Origin of the sequence: Streptomyces sp. NPDC058464, from assembly GCF_042721035.1 — a bacterium.
Lineage (GTDB): Bacteria > Actinomycetota > Actinomycetes > Streptomycetales > Streptomycetaceae > Streptomyces.
The window spans coordinates 79,926-95,841 of record NZ_JBHXMA010000045.1 but is presented as its reverse complement, the minus strand read 5'-3'; the positions used below and the strand labels follow the sequence as shown (position 1 = coordinate 95,841).

Sequence of the window (15,916 nt, the reverse complement as noted above, 5' to 3'; positions counted from 1 at the left end):
CTCCTGTTCGCGCCGGCTCAGACCTTCAGCGTCCTGATCGAGGTCGGGGCATGTCCCGGCTCGGTGGCGATCTCCTCGAACTCGACGACGTCGGAGATGTCGTTGGTGGTCGACATGGAGATGTTGGTGACCCGTTCCAGGATCGCCTCCACGACGACCGGCACCCGGTGCTCGGCGGCCAGCTTCTTGGCCTCCTCGAAGGCGGCGCCCAGCTCCGCCGGGTCCGTCACCCGGATCGCCTTGCAGCCCAGGCCCTCCGCGACCTTGACGTGGTCGACGCCGTAGACGCCCAGCTCGGGCGAGTTGATGTTCTCGAACTCCAGCTTGACCTGGAAGTCGATGTCGAACGCCCGCTGCGCCTGCCGGATCAGGCCCAGGTAGGAGTTGTTGACGAGGACGTGGACGTAGGGGATCTTGTGCTGCGCGCCGACCGCCAGCTCCTCGATCATGAACTGGAAGTCGTAGTCGCCGGAGAGGGCGACGACGGGCGCCTCCGGGTCGGCCTTGGCGACGCCCAGCGCGGCCGGGACCGTCCAGCCGAGGGGGCCCGCCTGTCCGCAGTTGATCCAGTGCCGGGGCCTGAAGACGTGCAGCATCTGGGCGCCGGCGATCTGCGAGAGGCCGATCGTGGAGACGTACCGGGTCTCCGGGCCGAACGCCTTGTTCATCTCCTCGTAGACGCGCTGCGGCTTGATCGGGATGTCGTCGAAGTGCGTACGGCGCTGGAGGGTCGCCTTCCTCTCCTGTGCCGCGGCGGCCCAGGCGGAGCGGTCGGGCAGCCCGCCGGTCGTCTTCAGCTCCAGCGCCACCTCGACGAACAGCTCCAGGGCCGCCCGGGCGTCGGACGCGATGCCGTAGTCGGGGGCGAAGATCCGGCCGATCTGGGTGGGCTCGATGTCGACGTGGACGAAGGTGCGGCCGGCCGTGTAGACGTCCAGTTTTCCGGTGTGGCGGTTGGCCCAGCGGTTGCCGATACCGAGGACGAAGTCGGACTCCAGGAAGGTCGCGTTGCCGTAGCGGTGCGAGGTCTGCAGGCCCACCAGACCGGCGTTCAGCTCGTGGTCGTCGGGGAGGACGCCCCAGCCCATCAGGGTCGGAACGACCGGAGTGCCCGTCAACTCGGCGAATTCGACGAGGAGTTCGGCGGCATCCGCGTTGATGACTCCGCCGCCGGCGACGATCAGCGGGCGCTCGGACGCGTTCAGCATCCCGATCGCCTTCTCGATCTGGGCGCGGGTGGCGGCCGGCTTGTAGACCGGGAGCGGTGCGTAGGTCTCCGGGTCGAACTCGATCTCGGTGAGCTGCACGTCGATCGGCAGGTCGATCAGGACGGGGCCCGGGCGGCCGGAGCGCATCAGGTGGAAGGCCTGCTGGAAGACGCCCGGGACCTGGGCCGCCTCCAGCACGGTGACCGCCATCTTCGTGACCGGCCCGGCGATCGAGGCGATGTCGACGGCCTGGAAGTCCTCCTTGTGGATCACCGCGGTCGGGGCCTGGCCGGTGATGCAGAGGATCGGGATGGAGTCACCGGTGGCCGAGTACAGGCCGGTGATCATGTCGGTGCCGGCCGGGCCGGAGGTGCCGATGCAGACGCCGATGTTCCCGGGGTGCGTACGGGTGTAGCCCTCGGCCATGTGCGAGGCGCCCTCGACATGACGGGCGAGGGTGTGGTGGATGCCGCCGGAGGCCTTGAGCGCCGCGTAGAAGGGGTTGATCGCCGCGCCGGGCACACCGAACGCATCGGTGACTCCCTCGCGCCTGAGGATCTCAACTGCCGCGCGGGCAGCGGTCATACGAGCCATCGAGAACTCCTGCTTTCGGCTGTCGGATGCCTGCTCCCGTCGCGCCCCGCGGTGAGCATCGTCTTCAAATTTCCGCATTACGGAAACTAACTTCTACTATCTGGAATCAATGTAGGTGTGGGGGCGAACGTCGTCAAGGGACGGACAACCCGGCCCCGGCAGGAGCACCATGGGACGGCTGAACCGACGCGACGCCTGAGGTGGGGCCATGTCCGAGAGCGTGCCGGTGCGCTGTCCGGCCTGTCGGCGCGAGCACGTCTACACCGCGCCGTCCTATCCCTGCGCCTGCGGCGCGCCGGTCACCCCGAGCCTCGACGACAGGGCCGGGCCGACGCCGGTGGCGCACCGCGCCTGGGACGCCGACTGGGTGACGGTGTGCTGCGGCTCCTGCGGCCGCCGTGACCAGTGGCCGCAGCCGGAGCTGGGCTGCCCGTGCGGGGCGGTGCTGCGTATCGCGGTCGCCGGCCCGGCGTCCGCGCCCCCGCCGGCCCCCGAGCCGCGGCCCGCCTTCCATCCCGTGACGATCCGCACCGTCCGCGACGCGGTCACCGCGGCCGCGCTCTATCTGCGCTGGCTCGGCTACCGGGACATCCGCCGCGCCGACCAGCGGCCGCCGTCCGGGATCGGGCTCGCCGCCCGGGGGCTCGTGGCCCACGTCGACCCGACCGTGCAGCCGGCCTCGCTGCGGGACGTGGAGTGCCTGTGGCTGACGGCGATGACGGAGGACTCGGGGTGCGTGTACTTCTCCCTTGCGGGGTACGCCGAGGAGGCGCGGGAGCGGGCCGACGCATTGGGGGTGCCCCTGTTTGTCCTGGACTTCACTGGGACACCCCAGCCCGTGAATGGGCACGCCGACCAACTGCACGGTTCAGGTACGTGAGCACCTGCGGGCCGATGGGGCTTGTCGCGCCCACGCGGCGGAGCCGCAGATCAATACAGCCCCGCGCCCCTACGGGGCGCTGACGCTGTACGTCTCCCTCAGTTCGATCTTGCGGACCTTGCCCGACACCGTCATCGGGAAGTCGGTCAGGATCTGGAGTCGGCTCGGCACCTTGTAGTGGGCCAGGCGGCCCTCGCAGAAGGTACGGAGGTCCTCCAGGGTCGGCGGGTCGGCCGGGTCATGCGGGATGACGCAGGCCAGGACCTCCTCGCCGTACCTCTCGTGCGGTACCCCGACCACCTGGACGTCCCGGATCTTGGGGTGGGCGTAGAGGAACTCCTCGATCTCGCGCGGGTAGATGTTCTCGCCGCCCCGGATGATCATGTCCTTGATGCGGCCGACGATCTCGACGTACCCGTCCTCCCGCATCATCGCCAGGTCGCCGGTGTGCATCCAGCGCCCGGGGTCGACGGCCTCCGCGGTCTTCTCGGGCTCGTTCCAGTAGCCGAGCATCACGCTGTAGCCACGGGTGCACAACTCACCCGCCGCGCCTCGGGGTCGAGTGACCCCGGTGGCCGGGTCGACGACCTTGACCTCCAGGTGCGGCAGCACCCGGCCGACCGTGCCGGTGCGGTGTTCCAGGTCGTCCTCGATCCGGGTCTGGAGCGAGACCGGGGACGTCTCCGTCATGCCGTAGCAGATGGAGACCTCCGCCATGTGCATCTCGGCGACCACCCGCTTCATCACCTCGACCGGACAGGGCGAGCCCGCCATGATGCCGGTGCGCAGCGACGACAGGTCGTACGACGCGAAGTCGGCGAGGTTCAGTTCGGCGATGAACATGGTCGGGACGCCGTACAGCGAGGTGCAGCGCTCCTGCTGGACCGCCTCCAGGGTGGCCTTCGGCTCGAAGGACGGGGCCGGGATCACCATGCAGGCGCCGTGCGAGGTGGCGGCCAGATTCCCCATCACCATGCCGAAGCAGTGGTAGAAGGGGACCGGGATGCAGATCCGGTCCTGCTCGGTGTAGGCGATCGACTCACCCACGAAGTACCCGTTGTTGAGGATGTTGTGGTGGGAGAGGGTGGCCCCCTTCGGGAACCCGGTCGTGCCCGAGGTGTACTGGATGTTGATGGGGTCGTCGCAGGACAACTCCGCTGCGCGGGCTGCCAGTTCGCGGGCCCTGTCGGCCGTGCCGCGCGCGGTCAGCGCGTCCCAGCTCGGGTCCCCGATGTACACGGTCTCCCGCAACTCTGGGCACCTGCCCCGCACTTCCTCGACCATCGCCCGGTAGTCGCTGGTCTTGTGCCGGAGCGAGGCGAACAGCAGGGAGATCCCGGCCTGGTTGAGGACGTACTCGACCTCGTGGGTGCGGTAGGCCGGGTTGATGTTGACCATGATCGCGCCGATCCGGGCGGTGGCGTACTGCACCAGGACCCATTCGGCGCAGTTGACCGCCCAGATGCCCACCCGGTCGCCCTTGGCGACCCCGCTCGCGAGCAGCGCGCAGGCCAACCGGTCGACGTCGGCGGCGAATTCGGCGTAGGTCCAGCGTCTGCCGGTCGGTACGTCCACCAGCGCCTCGCGGTCCGGCCAGGCCGCGACCGCGCGGTCCAGGTTGGCCCCGATGGTGTCGCCGAGCAGCGTGGTGCCGCTCGTGCCGTGCGTGTACGACGAACTCACCGGAAGTCCTCCTCGCGGTATTCGTCGGCCGAGCCGGCGGCCGTGGCCTCGCGCAGCTCGATCCGCCGGATCTTCCCGGAGATCGTCTTGGGCAACGGGGCGAACTCCAGTCGCCGGATCCGCTTGTACGGCGCGAGAACCTGCCGGGAGTGCTCGAAGAGCACCTTCGCCGTGTCCGGGCCCGCCTCCCAGCCCGCCGCGAGCACGATGTACGCCTTGGGCACGGCGAGGCGCAGGTCGTCCGGCGCCGGGACGACGGCCGCCTCGGCCACCGCCTCGTGCTCCAGCAGCGCGCTCTCCAGCTCGAACGGGCTGATCTTGTAGTCGGAGGCCTTGAACACGTCGTCCGCGCGCCCGACGTAGGTGATGTAGCCGTCCTCGTCGCGGGAGCCGATGTCGCCGGTGCGGTAGTAGCCGCCGGCCATCGCCTCCGCCGTACGGTCGGCGTCGCCGTGGTAGCCGGTCATCAGACCGACCGGCAGCACCGACAGATCCAGCGCGATCTCGCCCTCCGCCGCGCCGGGAGCGCCGCTGACCGGGTCCAGGAGCTCCACCCGGTACCCGGGGCTGGGACGCCCCATCGACCCCGTCTTCAGCGGCTGGCCGGGGCTGTTGGAGACCTGCACGGCCGTCTCCGTCTGCCCGAACCCGTCCCGGATCGTGACGTGCCACGCCCGCCGGACCTGCTCGATCACCTCCGGGTTGAGCGGCTCGCCCGCCGCCACCACCTCACGCGGCGGCGTCCGCAGCTGCGTCAGGTCGGCCTGGATCAGCATCCGCCACACCGTCGGCGGGGCGCAGAAGGACGTCACGCCGTGCCGGTCCATCTGGGCCATCAGCCGACCCGCGTCGAAGCGGCTGTAGTTGTGGATGAAGACGGTCGCCTCCGCGTTCCAGGGCGCGAAGAGGTTCGACCAGGCGTGCTTCGCCCAGCCCGGCGAGGAGATGTTCAGGTGCACGTCACCGGGTTCGAGGCCGATCCAGTACATGGTGGCCAGGTGCCCGATCGGGTACGAGGTGTGGGTGTGCTCGACCAGCTTGGGGTGGGCGGTGGTGCCCGAGGTGAAGTAGAGCATCAACGGGTCGTCGGCCAGGGTGGGCCCGTCCGGCACGAAGTCGGCGGAGGCGGTGTACGCGTCCTCGTACGGCTCCCAGGTGCCGGCCTCCGCCGGCGGCAGGCCACCGACCGCGATCCGGGTGTACTCACCGGGCACCTCGGCGAACTTGACGGCGTCCTCCGCCCGCACGACCACGTGCCTCACCCGGCCCCGGTCGACCCGGTCCCGCAGGTCCGCCGGGCCGAGCAGCGGGGTCGCCGGGATGACCACGGCGCGCAGCTTCATCGCTGCCAGCGCCGTCTCCCACAGCTCGGCCTGGTTGCCGAGCATGACCAGGATGCGGTCCTCCGGCTGGACGCCTCGCGCGCGCAGGTGGTTGGCGATCCGGTCGGAGCGCTCGGACAGCTCGGCGAAGGACAGCCTCGTCTGCGAGCCGTCCTCCTCGACGATGTGCAGGGCGGTGCGGTCGTTGCCCGCGGCGATGACGTCGAACCAGTCCAGCGCCCAGTTGAAGTGGTCCGGACGCGGCCAGGCGAATCCCTCGTAGGCGGTGGCGTAGTCCGCACGGTGTTCCAGCAGGAAGTCCCGTGCCCTGCGGAAGTCCTCCGTCGCACTCGTCATACGCGTCTCCTTCAGTACCGGACCATTACCGGGCGGCTCTCTGGCATCGTGTAATCCGTGATGCAGGTCTCACTACCCCCGAACGGGGGTGTGGACAGCACAGGACCGGGGTCGAAGGGGCAGGACAGGTGGCAGCAGAGGTCGCGGGGGCGGTGGAGATTCGCGGTGCGCTGTCCAGACTCCGGCGCACCACCGGGCTGCCGATCGCCTTCGGCGGGCTGGTCGAGGCCGGCCGGACACAGGTCCGGATCAGCGAGCTGACCGGCACCAACACGGCGTCGCTGCGCTCGCTCGCGGTCACCTCCGGGAACGGCCTGGGCGGCAAGGCGGTCGCCCTGGCCCGTCCCTGCGCGGTCGTCGACTATTCGGCCTCCCTGCAGATCAGCCACGAGTACGACATCCCGGTGGCGGCCGAGGGTCTCCGCTCGGTGCTCGCGGTGCCGGTGGTGGTACGGCGCCGGGTGCGGGGCGTGCTGTACGGCGCGCTGCGCACCGCCCAGCCGCTGGGCGACCGCACGCTGGGCGCGGCGGTGGCGGCGGCCCGGGACGTGGAGCAGGCGCTGGTCGTCCAGGACGAGGCCAGGGGGCTGCTGGCGGCGGCGCGGCCGGCACCCGCCGTCGTACCGGATCCAGGGGCCGCCTGGGAGCAGGTGCGGGAGGCGCATGCCGCGCTGCGGGCCTTGGCGCCGCGGATCACCGACCCGCGACTGCGCGCCGAACTGCTCGCGGCCTGCGGCCTGTTGACCACCCCGGCGGCGGCGGCCGAAGCGGTGCTGGCGCCCCGGGAGCTGGATGTGCTGACGTGGGTGGCGGCCGGGGCGACCAACGCGGCGGTGGCCGAGCGGCTGGGGCTGCGGCCCGAGACGGTCAAGGGCTACCTGCGCTCGGCGATGCGGAAGCTGGGCGCGCACACCCGGGGGGAGGCGGTGTCGGCGGCTCGTCGGACGGGGTTGTTGCCATAGCGGAGGGGACCCATTCCATTCATGCGGACGCGCTATGAATTTCCATATGCCAAGCCCCTGTTATTTCCCTCACCATGTCGTCCGGCCGGATTTCAGGGTTCATTGCCTAGAATTTGGTTTGGACACGACACACGAGGGGAGCGGTGACCGTGCGACGGGACTTCCAGGAGCCTGCCAGAATCCGCCCCGACCTGGTCATCGGCCGGGCGGAGCTGGTCGCGGCCGCCAGGGAGCAGCTCGCCTCGGGCGGCAGCGTCCTCCTGCACGGGCCCGCCGGAATAGGTAAATCGACCGTCCTGCGGGCGCTGGACGCGGAATACGCCGGCACCGCCCGCACCGTGTTGCGCTGCTCGGCGACCGAGTCCGAATCCCACCTTCCCTTCCTCGCCCTCGCCGACCTCTTCGGCCTGGTCCTCGACGACGTCTCCCCCCATCTGCCCGGCGCCCAGCGCACCGCCCTGGAGTCGGCGCTCACCGGCCGCGGCGAGTCCACCCTCCAGCGCGACGGCCTGGCCCTGCGCCTCGCGGTGCTGTCCGCGCTGCGCGTGCTGGCCGCCGAGGGGCCCGTCCTGATCGTCGCCGACGACCTCCAGTGGCTGGATCCTGCCAGCGCCGAACTCCTCGGCTTCGCCGCCCGGCGGCTCGGCGGCACCCCGGTCCAACTGCTCTGCGCGGTCCGCACGGAGGGCCAGGAGTACGACCGCCACCTACGCGCGTCGCCCCCGGACACCGTCGCCGTCCGCCTCGGCCCGCTCACCCGCGGGCAGGTCTCCGAACTCCTCGACCACCGCGGCCACACCGGGCTGACCCGTTCCACGGTCCGGGAGATCCACCGCACCAGCGGCGGGAACCCGCTGTTCGCCCTCGAGCTCGGCCGCGCCCTCGCCGAGAACCCGACCCCGCCCCGCCCGGGCGAGCCGCTGCCGGTGCCGACCTCGCTGCGCGCCCTCGTGCTCAGCCGCCTCGACATGCTCTCCGTCGAGGCCCGCCGCACCCTGCTGGTGGCCAGCGCCGGCGCCCGACCCACCCAGGCCCTGCTGCGCGCGGCCGGCCGGGAGAACGCCGAGGCCGAGTGCGCCCAGGCGGCCGAACTGGGGCTGCTGGCGACCGAGCCGGAGGGTCCCGCCGTACGCTTCGCGCACCCCCTCATCTCCGCCGCGCTGTACGCGGAGGCGCCCGCGCAGGAGCGCCGGGCCGCGCACGCGGCACTGTCCACGGCCGCCTCCGACCCGATCGAGCGGGCCCGGCACCTGGCCCTGGCCACCACCGGCACCGACCCGGAGGTCGCCGACCGGCTCGCCGAGGCCGCGACCGAGGCCCGGGACCGGGGCGCGCCCTCGGTGGCCGCGCAGATCGGCCTGCTCGCCGCCCGGCACACCCCCGGCGACCACACCCCCTCCCCGGACGAGCGACGGCTCCAGGCGGCGGAGGACGCGACCGGCGCGGGCGAGATCGACCTCGCCCAGGACATCGCCCGCGAGGTGCTCACCCACGCCACCCGTCCGGCGGACCGGGTGCGGGCCTGGATCCTGGTGATCGACTCCGCCGGCCACACCATGACCGAGGTCGACGCGGCCTTCCCGCACGCCCTCGCCGACGCGGGCGACGACCCGCGGCTGCTCGGCAAGGTCCACTACCAGCTGGCCTGGCGGGCCCTGATCGTGGGCGGCGACTTCACCGAGGCCCGGCAGGCGGCGGCGCACTCCGCCGACCTCGCGGCCGAGGGCGGCGACCGGCGCACCGAACTCCTCGCGCTGTCACTGCAGGCCCAGGTCGAGACCCTGATGGGCCATCCGGCGGCACCCGCCACCATCAAGCGCGCCCTGAAGGAGCCGCAGGACCCGACCGTGGCCTGCCATCACAACGGGGCCGGCAGCGCCAGGTTCCGCTGGCTGGTGATGGGCGACCAGCTGGCCGAGGCACGCGCGACCGTGACCGCGCTGCTGCGCGAGGTGCGCCGGCGCGGACAGGTGGAGAGCGAGGTGCACTTCCTGCGCGGGCTCGCCGAGACCGAGCTGCGCTCCGGGCACTGCGGCCGGGCGCTGGACCTGGCCCGGGAGGGCCTGCACCTCGCTCACGACTGCGGGATCGGCGAGACCGCCTCCGCGATGCTCACCTCGCTGGCCGAGGCGTCGGGCGGCGACGTGGACCGGGGCCTGGCGCTGGCCCGGGAGGCGGTCGAGCACGCCGAGCAGGACGGCGACACGATGTACCTGTCCCGGGCCCTGGGCGCACTCGGATACGCCCAGTTGGTGGCCGGCGACCCGGCGGGCACCGTCCGCTCGCTGCGCCGGGTGCGGGAGCTGGAGCAGAGCCTCGGCATCACCGACCCGGCACGGGGCCGCTGGCAGGGGGACCTGGCCGAGGCACTCGTCCGGGTGGGTGAACCGGCCGAGGCGCAGGACGTCATCGACGTCACCCGGGAACACGCGCTGCGGCTCGGCCGGGAGAGCGTTCTCGCCGTACTCGACCGGGCGGAGGCCCTGGTCCGCGCGGCGCACGGGGAACACGACGCGGCCGTCGCCCAGCTGACCTCGGCTCAGGACCGGTTCGCCAAACTGGGCTGCGGCCTGGAGGAGGCCCGGGCCGCGTTCGCGCTGGCCTCGCTGCGCGACCGGCGCTCCCCGACGGCGTTCGACGAGGCCACCCGGCTGTTCCGGCGGTGCCGGGCGCTGCCGTGGCTGCGCCAGGTGGACGAGGCCGTCTCGGCACCGGAGCCCCCGGTGGAGACGCCGGCCGAACCGGCCGTCCTGGACGGGCTGGCCGCGATGGAGCGTCAGGTGGCCGCGCTGGTCATGGAGGGCGCCACCAACCGGGAGATCGCCGCCCGGCTGTTCATCAGCGTCAAGACGGTCGAGGCGACACTGACCCGGGTCTACCGCAAGCTGGGCATCCGATCGCGCGTGGACATAGTCCGTTTGGCCGCAGGGCGGCGCGCGAAGTGAGAGCGCTCCCGGTTAACTGAGGCGGACCGAGGGTTTTCCCTCCCCCATCCCCCTAGGGGGTTCCCTCATTGGGAGGGTGGGGTTCCGGGTCCTAGCTTATGGATGTGCCGCTCGCCCGGGCATACGGGGGTCGGTCCCGCGACCCCCGTGCTGCACCCCCCACACCCGCGCGACCCCCACCGGCAACCCCCACTGAGGAGACTCATGTTCGGGCACCACCGCGCAAGAAAGACCGCCGCAGTCCTGGTGGCCGCCGCCGCAGCCGCGGCGACCGCGCTGATCGCGTCCCCCACCGCGTCAGCCGCCCCCCAGCCGATCGTCGGCGGCACCACGACCACCACGACCGCGTACCCGTTCATGATGCAGATCACGGACGCGTCCGGCAGCCAGTTCTGCGGCGGCACCCTGGTGTCGGCCACCAAGGTGGTGACCGCCGCGCACTGTATGGAGGGCGAGTCCACCAGCAGCGTCCGCGTGGTCGGCGGCCGCACGAACCTGAACGGCACCAACGGCACGGTGAGCCGGGTCAGCAAGATCTGGATCAACCCGGACTACACGGACGCCACCAACGGCGACGACGTCTCCGTCCTGACGCTGTCGACGGCGATGTCGTACACCCCGGCGTCGTACGTGACGTCCTCCCAGACGAGCGTGTACGCGGCCGGCACCACGGCCCGCATCCTCGGCTGGGGCACCACCTCGGAGAACGGCAGCTCCTCCAACACGCTGCGGACCGCGACCGTCCCGATCGTGTCCGACACCAGCTGCAAGAGCTCCTACGGTTCGGACTTCGTCCAGACCGACATGGTTTGCGCCGGATACACGTCCGGTGGCGTAGACACCTGCCAGGGCGACAGCGGCGGTCCCCTGCTCATCGGGGGCGTCCTGGCAGGGATCACTTCCTGGGGAGAGGGGTGCGCGGAGGCCGGTTACCCGGGTGTCTACACCCGGCTGACCACCTTCTCGAACCTGGTGACCACGCAGGTCAACTCGTAACCAGAAGAACTCCTGAGCATCCCTCAGGTGAGTGACCAGGGGGCGTTGCGGGCTACCACGAGCAGCCCGCAGCGCCCCCTATCCATGCCCGCTGGCTGCCCGCTGCCTGCCGGCTGTTTGTCGGCTACTTGTCGGCTACTTGTCGGCGGCGAGCTTCCCGGCCGCGCCCCAGCTGTCGGCCGGGACCTCGTGGATCCAGACCTGTACGGTCTCGGCGGGGATCCTGTACGCGTCGACGAACGCGTCGGTGACCCGCTTGACGAGGTCCCGCTTGAGTTCGGGGTCGCGGGGTCCCTGCTGGATGGTGACGATCGGCATCGCTGCACTCCTTCGAGTGGGTGTCCCGTTCGGGGTCCTGTTCCGGGCCCGTTCGGGGTCCTGTTCGGTGGGTCCAGTCCATCGCGCCGGACGTCCGCGACCAAGAAGCAGATCCCGACCGCAGCGATCAGCTTTCGTGATCGTCGCAGGCCAGGATCAGCGTGGCCAGGTGCGGGGAGGGTGCGACGGCGGGCACGGCGAGGCCCGTCGGCAGGGTCAGCCCCGGAGCGCGGAACGGTACGAAGGCCACCCGGGGGCTGTGCAGCACGCGCGCGTGGGACGCGTACACGACCGTCCAGAGCGGGCGGGTGCCGATGCTGGCGAGGGTGTCCTGGAGGGAGCCGGGCGACGGTCCGGGCAGCGGCTCGAAGCCGGCGTCGCGGCAGGCGCCGACGACCAGGTCGACGAGGGCGGGGTTGGTGCGGCGCTCGGTGAGCGCGAGGGGCAGGCCGGCCAGCTCGTCGACGCCGATCTCGGTGCGGCCGGCGAGGGGGTGGCCGGCGGGGAGGGCGGCCACCAGGGGGTCGGCCCACAGCGGATGGACCCGCACGCCGGGCACGGGCTCGACGGCCCGGACGAAGGCGGCGTCCAGGCCGCCGCCCGCGACCCGGGCCAGCCTTTCGGCGGCCGGCAGCGAGAAGAGCTCGACGGGCACGTCCGGCGCCCGGCGCGCGAACGCGGCCAGTACGCGGTCCAAGTGCACGCCGAGCCCCGTACTGGTGCCGATCCGCAGCCCGGCCGGCGGGGCGACCGCGGCCCGGGCCCGCTCGGCCGCCGCCAGCACCGCCCGTGCCTCGGGCAGCAGCCGCTCCCCCGCGCCGGTGAGCCGGACCCGGCGCGGCGAGCGGTCGAACAGCTCGGCACCCAGCTCCCGTTCGAGGCGCTGTATCTGCTGGCTGACCGCCGACTGCACGATGTGCAGCCGGTCGGCGGCCCGCCCGAAGTGCAGCTCCTCGGCGACGGCCACGAAGTAGCTGAGCTGCCGCAGTTCCATGGCCCCGACTCTAGAGCCCGGTCCGAACAGGCTGTTTCAATGGGCTCCGTACGGGTGTCGCGGGAGGGGTGGTGCAGGTGCTGCACATGGTGTCGACGGACCGGGTCCTGGCGTTCGCCGCGATGTCACTGCTGGTCATCGCGACCCCGGGGCCGAGCGTGCTGTTCGTGATCGGCCGGGCGCTCGCCCACGGCCGCCGCACCGCCGTGGCCACCGCGGTCGGCAACGTCTTCGGCTCGTATCTCCTGGTGGTGGCGGTGGCGGTCGGCATCGGCTCGCTGGTGGAGCGGTCGGTGACGGTGTACCTGACGGTCAAGCTGCTGGGCGCGGCCTACCTGGTGTACCTGGGCGTCCAGGCCTTCCGGCACCGCAAGGAGCTGACGGCCACCGCGGTCCGGCGAGCCCCGGCGGGCGAACCGCGCGGCGATCTGCGCACCGTGCTTGACGGCGCGCTGGTGGGTGCCACCAACCCCAAGGGCGTGGTCTTCTTCGCCGCCGTCCTCCCCCAGTTCGTCGACCACTCGGCGGGCCGTCTCCCCGTTCAGATGCTGCTGCTCGGCCTGGTCCCGATCTCCATCGGCCTGGTCACGGACACGCTGTGGGGCCTGACGGCGTCAGCGGCCCGCACCTGGTTCGCCCGGTCCGACCGTCGCCTGTCCCTGATCGGCGGCGCGGGCGGTGTCACGATGATCGGGCTGGGCGTGACGGTGGCGGTGACGGGCCGGGCGGACTGAACGCTCACCGGCCGATTCGGGGCAGCACGGTTCCGAAACGGATGTCGTAGGACGCACCCGGGTGCAGGGTGGCCAGCATCCGTTCACCTTCCGCCAGGATCGCGTCCCGCTCCGCCGCGAGGCTCCTTTCCCTCTCCTCCTCCCCCTGCCCGAAGGTCTCGATGACCAGGGCGTCCTCCGTCAGCTTCCACACACCGGCGAGGAAACCGTCGACGAGCAGGGTGCGGTACGCCTGGTTGCCCTGCCAGGCGCGGCCCCGCAGCTCGGGCGGGACGACGCGGGTGCGGTCGGCGTGGGAGAGGAGAAGGTTGTCGAACTCGGGGAGGAAGCGGGGCGGGGCCGGGGTCGCGGGGTCGGGGCGGGGCGCGTCGGGCAGGTCGAAGAGCTCGACGCCGCCCTCGTCCCGGAAGGTGAGGAGGCGGGGCCGCAGCCGCTCGAAGGCGTCGCGGAGCCGGGTCAGTCCGGCCCAGGTCTGCATGTCCTTGACGGAGGCCGGACCGAAGGCGGCGAGGTATCGCAGGACCGTGGCGTCCGTGGCATCCGTGGCATCCGTGGCATCCGAGGCTCCCGTGGCGTCGAGGGCCGACGCCGACTCGACGGGGCGGCCGAGCCAGTGCTCGGCGGTGGTGAGGGCGACCTGCCCGGACCGCCCCCACAGTCCGCGCGGGGTGACCTGGACGAGGGGCAGGGTGCAGCGGGCGGCGACGGCGAGGGACTGCGGGTCGGCGTCGGGCCACTCGGCGCGCAGTGCCTCGCGCAGCCCGGCCATGGTGCGCGGCTCGGCCTCGACCAGGTCCCGGGCGAGCGCGGCGAGCCGGTCGAGGTCGACCCCGGCCAGGCCCTTGCGGAAGGCGGTCAGCTCCCGGGTCCGGGCGGGCTGGACGAGCGGGCGCAGGGTGAGCGCGTCGGCGGCGGTATGGGTGTGGATGGTGGAGCGCAGGGTGACGATCCGGACCACGTCCCGATCGGCCATCAGCCCGGAGAGCTGCTCGGGAGCGAAGCCGTCGAGGCGGGCGGCGAGGGCGTAGTAAGGAGGCTTGACGTTCTGCGCCTGGAGGCCGACGAGGTGGGCCACGGCCTCCTTCGCCGACCGGGACGAGCGGCGCAGCAGGAGCTGACGGTCGAGGGTGGCACGGTTGAGGGCGCGGGTGCCGAGGACCGGGGCGGGCGGCTGCTTCGTCATGCCGGGCACGCTAGCGCCGAATGAGGACAGCTTCTGTCCGCATCTCTCACCGAATCCCGTCCTCGATTCCCTCCGCCGGGCTCGTATGCCCCGTATATCCTGCTCCGAGACTCACCGATCACGCGTAATCACCTGGCCCACGCGGATCACACCGATTACATAGATCACGCAGATCACGCAGATCATGCAGATCACGCCGATGCAGGATCCACCGAGAGGCGGCCGCGATGTCCGAGCGACGCCCCAGCCCGGCCGCGAAGAACTCCGGCAACGGCAGGAACGGCCGCGGCGGCAGAAGGTCCGTCTGGCGCCGCGCCCTGCCGGCGGAGCATGACGACACGGCCGCGCTGCCGGAGCCCGGATCCGCGGCGGGCGGGGAGTCCGCCGAGCCGCCCAGCATCGTGGAGGCGGCGCTGTACCAGGACGGGGTGCGCGTCTCGACGCCGACGACGCTCGCCGAGACCTACCGCGAACTGCGCGGCACGCCGTCGGGCATGGCATGGATCGGCCTGGCCCGCCCCACCTCGGACGAACTCCTCTCCCTGGCCGCCGAGTTCGACCTGCACCCACTCGCGGTCGAGGACGCGATGGAGGCCCACCAGCGCCCGAAGCTGGAGCGATACGGCGACACGCTCTTCGTCGTCCTGAGCGCCGCCCGCTACCTGGACACACCGGAGGAGGTCGACTTCGCCGAGCTGCACGTGTTCGTCGGCCCCGACTTCGTGATCACGGTGCGGCACGGCGCGGCCCCGGACCTCTCGGCGGTCCGCCGCCGCATGGAGGACTCCCCCGACCTCCTGAAGCTCGGCCCGGAGGCGGTCCTCTACGCGATACTCGACGCGGTGGTCGACGGCTACGCCCCGGTCGTGGAGGGCGTCCAGAACGACATCGACGAGATCGAGACGGAGGTCTTCCGCGGCGACCCGTCGGTGTCCCGCCGTATCTACGAACTCTCCCGCGAGATGGTCGAGTTCCAGCGCGCCACGCGCCCCCTCGTCGGCATGCTGCACGGCCTGATGGCCGGCTTCACCAAGTACGAGACCGACGAGGAACTCCAGCGCTACCTCCGGGACGTCGCCGACCACGTCACCCACATCAGCGAACGCGTCGACGGCTTCCGCCAGGCCCTCACGGAGATCCTCACGGTCAACGCGACCCTGGTCACCCAGCAACAGAACGCGGAGATGCGGGCGTTGGCGGAGGCGGGCTTCGAACAGAACGAGGAGATCAAAAAGATCTCCTCCTGGGCGGCCATCCTCTTCGCGCCGACCCTGGTCGGCACGATCTACGGCATGAACTTCCGGGAGATGCCGGAGCTGCACTGGGTGTGGGGATATCCCTTCGCCATCGTCCTGATGGCGGTCGTGTGCACCAGTCTGTACTTCATCTTCAAGCGGAAGGACTGGCTCTGAGCAACCGGCTGCTGAGGACCGACGCCGGGGCCGCGAGAGAGCCGAGGTGGTCGCCAGAAGGGCCGCCCAAGGCCGCTGGGGAGAATCCGGGGAGAACGAGATGTACTCCATGTCGGCCGGTTCTCCCCGCCACGGGCCAACGGTCCTGCCGAAACTTGGGGCATCAACATCAAAGGCAGACGCCGAGCATCACGGAGGGCAACCGCACTTCGGGACCGGAACGCCGAAGACAGAGCGGGAACTTCTTCCTCTCGGTCGTCCTCCGGACCGCCCCAGGGGAGCTCCACCTCGATGGCGGGGAACTCAAGGAGACACTCCGCCAAGACCG

12 protein-coding genes are annotated in these 15,916 nt (G+C 71.7%); 6 read left to right on the top strand and 6 right to left on the bottom strand.

Going from position 1 to position 15,916, the window contains the following annotated elements; translation table 11 throughout:
- Positions 1–17: 17 nt before the first annotated feature.
- Positions 18–1,802 (bottom strand): glyoxylate carboligase, encoded by a 1,785-nt coding sequence (gcl, locus tag ACFWPQ_RS41900; RefSeq protein ID WP_384047350.1) that lies wholly within the window; start codon positions 1,800–1,802, stop codon positions 18–20.
- Positions 1,803–2,010: 208 nt separating this feature from the next.
- On the opposite strand from gcl, the gene ACFWPQ_RS41895 reads away from it, so the two are divergent.
- Positions 2,011–2,682, top strand: a complete 672-nt coding sequence (locus ACFWPQ_RS41895) for a hypothetical protein (protein WP_384047347.1) — start codon at positions 2,011–2,013, stop codon at positions 2,680–2,682.
- Positions 2,683–2,751: 69 nt separating this feature from the next.
- On the opposite strand, the gene ACFWPQ_RS41890 is transcribed toward ACFWPQ_RS41895, so the two are convergent.
- Positions 2,752–4,365, bottom strand: a complete 1,614-nt coding sequence (locus ACFWPQ_RS41890; protein WP_384047344.1) for an AMP-binding protein — start codon at positions 4,363–4,365, stop codon at positions 2,752–2,754.
- Complete coding sequence (locus ACFWPQ_RS41885) at positions 4,362–6,044, bottom strand: AMP-binding protein (protein ID WP_384047341.1); 1,683 nt, start codon at positions 6,042–6,044, stop codon at positions 4,362–4,364. The genes ACFWPQ_RS41890 and ACFWPQ_RS41885 overlap by 4 nt, the downstream gene beginning before the upstream one ends.
- Positions 6,045–6,172: 128 nt before the next feature.
- Here ACFWPQ_RS41885 and ACFWPQ_RS41880 point away from each other — a divergent pair, with 128 nt between their 5' ends.
- The 3 genes from ACFWPQ_RS41880 (at position 6,173) to ACFWPQ_RS41870 (ending at position 10,947) form a co-directional block, all read left to right on the top strand.
- A complete protein-coding gene (locus tag ACFWPQ_RS41880; protein WP_384047339.1) occupies positions 6,173–7,006 on the top strand; it encodes a response regulator transcription factor in 834 nt (277 codons plus the stop codon).
- A gap of 143 nt (positions 7,007–7,149) precedes the next feature.
- A complete protein-coding gene (locus ACFWPQ_RS41875; protein WP_384047336.1) occupies positions 7,150–9,951 on the top strand; it encodes an ATP-binding protein in 2,802 nt (933 codons plus the stop codon).
- Positions 9,952–10,155: 204 nt separating this feature from the next.
- On the top strand, positions 10,156–10,947 hold the full coding sequence (locus tag ACFWPQ_RS41870; protein ID WP_361293416.1) for a serine protease: 792 nt from the start codon (positions 10,156–10,158) through the stop codon (positions 10,945–10,947).
- 135 nt (positions 10,948–11,082) lie between these two features.
- Here the strand turns inward: ACFWPQ_RS41870 and dmpI are convergent, their stop codons facing one another.
- Together dmpI and ACFWPQ_RS41860 are read right to left on the bottom strand one after the other, a co-directional pair.
- Positions 11,083–11,376, bottom strand: a complete 294-nt coding sequence (dmpI, locus tag ACFWPQ_RS41865; RefSeq protein WP_384047363.1) for a 4-oxalocrotonate tautomerase DmpI — start codon at positions 11,374–11,376, stop codon at positions 11,083–11,085.
- Between the two features lie 16 nt (positions 11,377–11,392).
- A complete protein-coding gene (locus tag ACFWPQ_RS41860; protein WP_384047333.1) occupies positions 11,393–12,259 on the bottom strand; it encodes a LysR substrate-binding domain-containing protein in 867 nt (288 codons plus the stop codon).
- An 86-nt stretch (positions 12,260–12,345) separates the two neighbouring features.
- Between ACFWPQ_RS41860 and ACFWPQ_RS41855 the strand changes: the two genes are divergently transcribed.
- Positions 12,346–12,993 carry a LysE family translocator gene (locus ACFWPQ_RS41855; protein ID WP_384047331.1) on the top strand — a complete coding sequence of 216 codons (648 nt, stop codon included), beginning with the start codon at positions 12,346–12,348 and terminating at the stop codon, positions 12,991–12,993.
- A 4-nt stretch (positions 12,994–12,997) separates the two neighbouring features.
- Here the strand turns inward: ACFWPQ_RS41855 and ACFWPQ_RS41850 are convergent, their stop codons facing one another.
- Positions 12,998–14,176 (bottom strand): winged helix DNA-binding domain-containing protein, encoded by a 1,179-nt coding sequence (locus tag ACFWPQ_RS41850; RefSeq protein ID WP_384047328.1) that lies wholly within the window; start codon positions 14,174–14,176, stop codon positions 12,998–13,000.
- Positions 14,177–14,403: 227 nt separating this feature from the next.
- Between ACFWPQ_RS41850 and ACFWPQ_RS41845 the strand changes: the two genes are divergently transcribed.
- Entirely contained in the window at positions 14,404–15,588 is a 1,185-nt protein-coding gene (locus ACFWPQ_RS41845; RefSeq protein ID WP_384047325.1) for a magnesium and cobalt transport protein CorA, read from the top strand.
- Positions 15,589–15,916 lie beyond the last annotated feature (328 nt).

What these genes read in the sequence shown, in the direction of transcription:
- ACFWPQ_RS41860 (WP_384047333.1), bottom strand. Translation starts at nt 12,259, where the DNA reads ATGGAACTGCGGCAGCTCAGCTACTTCGTGGCCGTCGCCGAGGAGCTG.
- ACFWPQ_RS41845 (WP_384047325.1), top strand. Translation starts at nt 14,404, where the DNA reads ATGTCCGAGCGACGCCCCAGCCCGGCCGCGAAGAACTCCGGCAACGGC.
- ACFWPQ_RS41870 (WP_361293416.1), top strand. Translation starts at nt 10,156, where the DNA reads ATGTTCGGGCACCACCGCGCAAGAAAGACCGCCGCAGTCCTGGTGGCC.
- gcl (WP_384047350.1), bottom strand. Translation starts at nt 1,802, where the DNA reads ATGGCTCGTATGACCGCTGCCCGCGCGGCAGTTGAGATCCTCAGGCGC.
- ACFWPQ_RS41850 (WP_384047328.1), bottom strand. Translation starts at nt 14,176, where the DNA reads ATGACGAAGCAGCCGCCCGCCCCGGTCCTCGGCACCCGCGCCCTCAAC.
- ACFWPQ_RS41895 (WP_384047347.1), top strand. Translation starts at nt 2,011, where the DNA reads ATGTCCGAGAGCGTGCCGGTGCGCTGTCCGGCCTGTCGGCGCGAGCAC.
- ACFWPQ_RS41885 (WP_384047341.1), bottom strand. Translation starts at nt 6,044, where the DNA reads ATGACGAGTGCGACGGAGGACTTCCGCAGGGCACGGGACTTCCTGCTG.
- ACFWPQ_RS41855 (WP_384047331.1), top strand. Translation starts at nt 12,346, where the DNA reads ATGGTGTCGACGGACCGGGTCCTGGCGTTCGCCGCGATGTCACTGCTG.